Source organism: Nocardia seriolae NBRC 15557, assembly GCF_007990715.1.
Classification (GTDB): domain Bacteria; phylum Actinomycetota; class Actinomycetes; order Mycobacteriales; family Mycobacteriaceae; genus Nocardia; species Nocardia seriolae.
The window spans coordinates 1-5869 of record NZ_BJWY01000215.1; the positions used below are offsets into that span (position 1 = coordinate 1).

General features: G+C 61.8%; 5 protein-coding genes. 1 reads left to right on the forward strand and 4 read right to left on the reverse strand.

The features are described from left to right. Window positions 1–3: 3 nt before the first annotated feature. From NS2_RS34880 to NS2_RS34890, 3 genes are all read right to left on the reverse strand, one after another. Window positions 4–1836, reverse strand: coding sequence for a DEAD/DEAH box helicase (locus tag NS2_RS34880; RefSeq protein WP_033091622.1), 1833 nt, complete (start codon window positions 1834–1836; stop codon window positions 4–6). After that, window positions 1833–3266 (reverse strand): ParB N-terminal domain-containing protein, encoded by a 1434-nt coding sequence (locus NS2_RS34885; RefSeq protein WP_033091621.1) that lies wholly within the window; start codon window positions 3264–3266, stop codon window positions 1833–1835. Before NS2_RS34885 ends, NS2_RS34880 begins: the two co-directional genes overlap by 4 nt. A gap of 102 nt (window positions 3267–3368) precedes the next feature. Beyond that, window positions 3369–4055: a KpnI family restriction enzyme N-terminal domain-containing protein gene (locus NS2_RS34890; RefSeq protein ID WP_033091620.1), complete on the reverse strand. Its 687-nt coding sequence runs from the start codon at window positions 4053–4055 to the stop codon at window positions 3369–3371. Between the two features lie 228 nt (window positions 4056–4283). Between NS2_RS34890 and NS2_RS34895 the strand changes: the two genes are divergently transcribed. Then, window positions 4284–5066, forward strand: coding sequence for a hypothetical protein (locus NS2_RS34895; protein WP_147207433.1), 783 nt, complete (start codon window positions 4284–4286; stop codon window positions 5064–5066). 3 nt (window positions 5067–5069) lie between these two features. Here NS2_RS34895 and NS2_RS34900 read toward each other — a convergent pair. Further along, a partial coding sequence (locus tag NS2_RS34900; protein WP_261772337.1) for an NgoMIV family type II restriction endonuclease occupies window positions 5070–5869 on the reverse strand: 800 nt, incomplete at its 5' end.

Sequence of the window (5869 nt, forward strand, 5' to 3'; positions counted from 1 at the left end):
GTACTAACCCGCAGATGTCTCGAGGTGCCGCAGTAGCGCACGCACGTCAGCTGCGTCCATTCCAGCTCCTGCGGCTGGTTCCTCCTGCAGATCAGCAAGTTGCTGCACGCCAGGATCGTCGAGGATCCGACCCATGAACTCGAGCTTCTCCTCGAGCCGGACACGGACTACCTCGTCGACCGTGTTGCGGGTAGCCAGGATCGTGACTCGCGTCTCCGTTCCGGGTGTCAGACCAAGGCGATGGATCCGATCCAAGCTTTGCAGGAACCGGCCAGCCAGGAAGTCGCGGTCCACGTAGACGGCGTCATGGCATGCATGGTGGAGACTGATCCCCTCACCAAGAGTCGCCGGATTCGAAATCAGCACATGACAATTCGGATCCTCCCGGAAACGCCGCAGCTGATCCTCACGGTCCGCTGTACCCCCGTAAACCACAGCTGGCGCGTAGCCTTCCAGCAGCTTTTCCAACGTGGTGAGGCTCCGGACAAAGGTTGTCCAGACGAGTGTTTTGCGCCCCTTGTCGGCGTTGTCCGACACGATCTTCAGTGTCTCCTGATATTTCGGCGACAGTTCGTACTGCGGAAGGTTCTGAAGGAGCTCGAACAGCGTCTCTCCCGGTGTAGGAGTCAACGGCGGGAGCTGATACTCCAGTGGCTCGTACCTGCTAGCCCCTTCGAGTAACAATGCAGGGCTGGTGGCTGCCATCAGCAGTCGCAACATGGCCTTACCGAGCGCCTCGATGTTGCCGCGTGAGCCCTCGGCGCGGGCCGAGAAGTTACCTTTCAGCGCCTCATAAATTTCCGCGTGGACCGGTGGCATATCCAAGTAGCGGACCCTCGGCTCGAACGGCGGCAGGCCTAGTTCATGTTTGGTCGTACGCGTAAACAAAGGCCGCAGGACAGTGCTGGCGTGCGCCAGATCCCCACCGCCGACAGCCTCGGTCACGACCCGCTTTCCATGCCCGGGCCAGACGAAGGACAGCAGATTCTCCAAGTCCTTCGCACCGTTCGGCGCCGGCGTCCCGGTAAGGATCAGGCGCCGATCAGCCAGCGGTCCCAGGGCCAGACATGCGGACCCGTATGCGCCGCTGGCACCCAGCTTCATGCGGTGCGCTTCGTCGAGCACCACCATCGACGGTGCCGACCGCAGCCAGGCCGCGAGGCTTCCCAGGGAACGTTCGAGCCGTTCGTAGTTCACGATGCGGATCTCGGCGAGCGGATCGTCGTTTCGCCCGGTCACAGCTACACGGGGTGGTTCCTTGAAACAAACCGAGCTTTCGTACTCCCACGATTCATAGGCGGATTTCGGGCCCACGACAAGCAGCCGCTGGGCTTCGACTCGTCCACGCATCGCCGCGTAAACCGCGAGCGCAACCCGGGTCTTGCCGGCTCCCGGGACACTGAAGTTTGCACCGTGCCGCAGCGAGAGCAGCCGGGCAATGTCACGTCGCTGGAAATGTGTGAGATCGGCAATCCAATCCGTACCCAGAAGCCCAGCAACTTCATGGGATTCGACCCCTCCGGTCGGTTCACCGGGGCTGGCCTCGAGATTGCGCTGGACCGTGTCGGAGTCATCCAGCACACCGTTTACGAGAGCCATGAGGTCGGCGTCCCAGTCCACACCGGGATGGACCCAGGACGCCAGCTCGCTGAGGTTCACAAGAAAGTCGTCGAGATCGACTTCCGCGGACACCGGGCCACGCTGACCACTGGTGGCTATGCGGGCCGCGAGTTGCGCGAAATCGTCCTGCAGCCCAGGCAGTGTGCGGAGTTCCACTCGCGTGCGGGTTACGTCGAAGCCGAGTCTCAGAGACGGCCTGCTGCCGAGATCGGTCATGACCTGGGACGCTCGTCACCGACGGCGGCGATCAGCCACGTGAGGCCATTACCGGGGAGTTCGATACTCCGCCGCGCCTCGACAGACAGCGTGCCGAGGACTTTTCGCAGCTGCTCCAAGGCGTCGTCGAACGCCCCCTCATCAAGGCTGGAATTACCGCGGGACAAAACCAGATCCGTGATCGACTGCTCGAGATCCTTGCAGGCGTCATTTACCCGGTCCGGGGCCGCCTGACGCTTCTTCCGCAGTCTGGCCTCCCGTCCCGCGGTTTCAATGGCCTCGTCGAACGCTTCCTTGAACGAAGCGATCACTTCGAGGGCTTCGGCGTGGTCCGCGGGCGCAGCCTGCTCGCCGGCCGCTTCGACCGCCTTCGCCCGCAACAGTTTGTCCGTAAGTTCGCGGGCAGCAACAACATTCGCCCCTGCTGCCCTCACGTCCCGGTTCAATCCGGGAATATTGACAGTCGCGGGAGCAGCGCCGCCCTTCGGCTTGAACTCCTCTGGAAGCACCCTGTCCAAGTACCGACTCTGGAAATCGGGCTCGATGTAGCGGATGTCGGTCTTGGCGAAGTCGAGCACAATCGCCGCCAAGCGAGCTTCCTTGAGCAGGTCGGCGCGCTCCTTGTTCTTCGCCTGTTCCTTGTCGTAGGCACGGTAGAGCTCGGCAAGCTTCTCCTGCGAACGTTCGAGGTCCATCAAACGCAGCGAAGCGCCATCATCAACCTTGCTGCGCGCGATCAGGTCCCGCAACTGTGCGAGTACCCACAGGTCACGTTCGACCGACTTCGTGTCGGTACGGAACGCTTTCGAGATCACCGTGAGGTCCCGGTTGAGCTGATTGCGCTGCTCTTCGATCGCGAGCAGACGATTGATGTAGGAGTAGTCGCGGCGCTTGTCCTGCCGCAATTGAAGAGATAGTTCGACATCGTTGATGTCATCCCAGGTACAGCTGGGCGGCAAGACACCTACGCGCATATTGGTGGTGGTGTTGAGTTCGCGAAGCGCGGCACATCGAGTGTTGCCATTGACCAGCACGCCCTCGTGGGTGATGAGGCCAGGCTCGTTCTGCTTGTGCTCCTCCAGACTCTCCTTGAGCTTGTCGAAGTCCGGGTCACGATGCTGCGGGTCCGACGGACGAATCGTCAGCAAGTAACGGAGATAGTCCTGGCTCTCCGGGCTCCACGGATCCGCTGCCAAGATCGCGTCGCGTTTCGGATCGTAGCTGCGCTGGGCACGGATCCGGTGGGTCTCGGGGTTGTAGACCAAGGAGCTCAGCGGCATATCGATAACCTGGATATGCAGCGGCGCACCCCGCCACTCGACCGTCAAAGTCTCTGCGACACCATTTTTTTCGCGCTGCTCATGCAGACGCGCCTCGACCATCGCGCGGGTCGTCTCAGCGCCGGGCGGAACCCCGTAATCCGTGGACATGTCTGGATTCTCCTCGATAGATCTGATCTAGGTAGGACGAAAGATGCTCGTGCCGGGGGCAATTCAGCAGCAATCTCGCAGTGCCCGGGTATTCAGAGCGCCTCACCCTTCCGGCGTGGACAGGACATCACGAATCCGGTCCCTGGAGTCCGCCGGCAAGGTCCGATACGCGGCCCACAGGGCCTCCGTCTCACTGAAACTCCGGGCATCCCGGTTCACCCAGTCAGCCAGCATCTTCCGCTCATAGAACGGCAGCTGTTCGATCCGGGCGAGGACATCCCGCAGATCCGCGGTCAGATCCCGGCCACCAACACGGCAGCGGTTGCATTCGATGACCAACTCAACCGTGGTATCACCATCGGACTGCCGTACGGGCCTGCGCGCGACATCCAGTTGCGATGCGATATAGGTGCCGGGATACTGCTCGCCAGGGCCGATTCCGCACGAGCGGCACTTGTGCCCATCTCGCATCAACAATGTGTGCCGTTCGCTGGCGGTCACTGTGATACCGGTCTTCCGTGTCGCCTTACCGGGCTCCCAGACCGCCGCGCCCTGGGTAACAAAGCGCTGTTCATGGGACCCAAGAGTCGGATCCTCACGGTTGGTGTCTATCCGCCATTCGAAATCACGCAGATCCCGCATTCGCCGGTCGATCTGAGAGGTCTCAGGGAACGCTTCGCGGAGCTGTGTCTTTGTGAACATCTCGCCGACGCCAACCTCCTGCACCAGCCACAGCGCAACCCGCTTCATCGTGCCAAGTTTCGGGTCCTTCCAGGACGGCGTAGGCATGGGTATCCAACCTTTCTCACATCTATGAAGCAATACAGGCCCGAGACCAATCCCGTAGCCACTCATCCGGCCGTGTCCCGGTTCCCATGTAACTGAACAGCATCCGCCGACAGACCGGAAGAGCTGACGTGTCCAAGAACGGTGGACAGCAATCGTGAGTGGACGCTGGAATGAATCCGGCAAGCGGTGGCAGGCTGGCTACGTCAATTCTGAAGGGGGAGAACCAGCTTGCCGCCACGCGGAGAGTTCCATGAACTCAGTTCGGGCCTTTCGGCTGTCGAACGCAGGTTTGCCGAGACCGTACGGGATCTCGTTCGCCAGGACACCCGCTCGTCTCGCCAGGTCGCCAAGGACATCTACGTGAACAGGTCCATGCTCTCGAACCTGGCGCATGCCAAGTGCCGAGTTGCACCCGGGGATGATGAGGTCAAAGCGCTCAGATCGCTGTACGAGCTCGCGGCATCCAATCAGGAAGAGCAGTTCATCGACTGGGACGAGTTGCTGCGGCGCCGACTCGCCCTTTGCTGGGCTCCTCATCTACCCACCAATACCTGTGTGTCATGCGGGGCAGCCTGCACAGATTGCGGCACACCAGATCTCGACAATCCGGACGATTCCGATGCACCCGAGCCGGCGGACGACTCGGCCACCACCGTGGAGCCCGTTGTGCCGGTCCCCCATGGCAAGGGGGACCGGCACAACAACGAACGTATCGACGTTGCATGGACAGCCGTCGACGATGTCACCCGTTACGTTGCAGACGGCGACCTCACCCGGCTCAACAGCGTGCTCCGCTACGCCGGCACCGAAGCCCCGGCAACCGAAACCGCACGCGCCATTGCCGCGTGCCGTGACCGGCAAATGCACGATGCCGCAGCAACGATCATCGGTCATGCGGGAAGCCGCGCCGAACGTGAGGTGCTCGAGATTCTTCTCGAGCTCAACCAGAACGACAGGCGCGCGGACGCCGACGCCGTGCTGGAACGCGCTCTCGGCCGTGGCCGTTCCTGAGACCTACCACTCCACCAATGATCTTGCGAGCGTGCTGTAGTCGAGAAGCCGACCTTGTTTGGTCACCTCATCCCAGGCCGAGCGCTGCTCATCGTTGCCATACTCGGCAACCGCAACCGATAGCTCTTCGTATGCAATGTGATATGTAGCGTCGACCTCGCCGGTTCCACGCGCAATCGCCGCCAGCCGCGTCGGAAGAGGCTCGGCCGTAACAGTGACCAGATGAGGCAGCCGACCGCGCCTGTGCCTGATCATGTTGCTGTTCTCGTGGCGGATGTTCTGCACACGGTCGGACCGTATTGTCCATTTGCACGCGACGGCGGCGTGCAGCCACGGATGCATTGTGCCGGTTGAGGTTCCGAGCAGGCCAACCAGCACATCCGGCTTGATGAGATAGTCAGTCCCCAAGGTCACAAGAAGATTCGGGTCCTTACCGATCGCAGCCTTCACCCCGGCCAGGTGCTGGTACTGCGCGTACCCCGCAATGCTCTGGCCCCGGGCAAGGGCCCATTTCCGGGTCGAGTCCAGCGTCGGCAACCGGTCCGTCAGATCCTCGAGAACCCGCTGCTCCAGCAGCCCGCCCGGATCCTTTGGTGGCACAGCAGAGTTCAGCCCGGGATTTAGGTTCGGGTTCGCTTTACCGAGCTGCTCGAGTGCGTGCCCCGCCAACGTCAGACTGGTAACACTGTCGACGTCGGCGGTATTCGGAACCCACCTCCAGCCGAGCTTGTTCTTCTTGCTCGGCTTCCAGCCCATCAGCTCGGTCGAAAACGACGCGCCCATGGCCAGCAAATCTAGTGTCC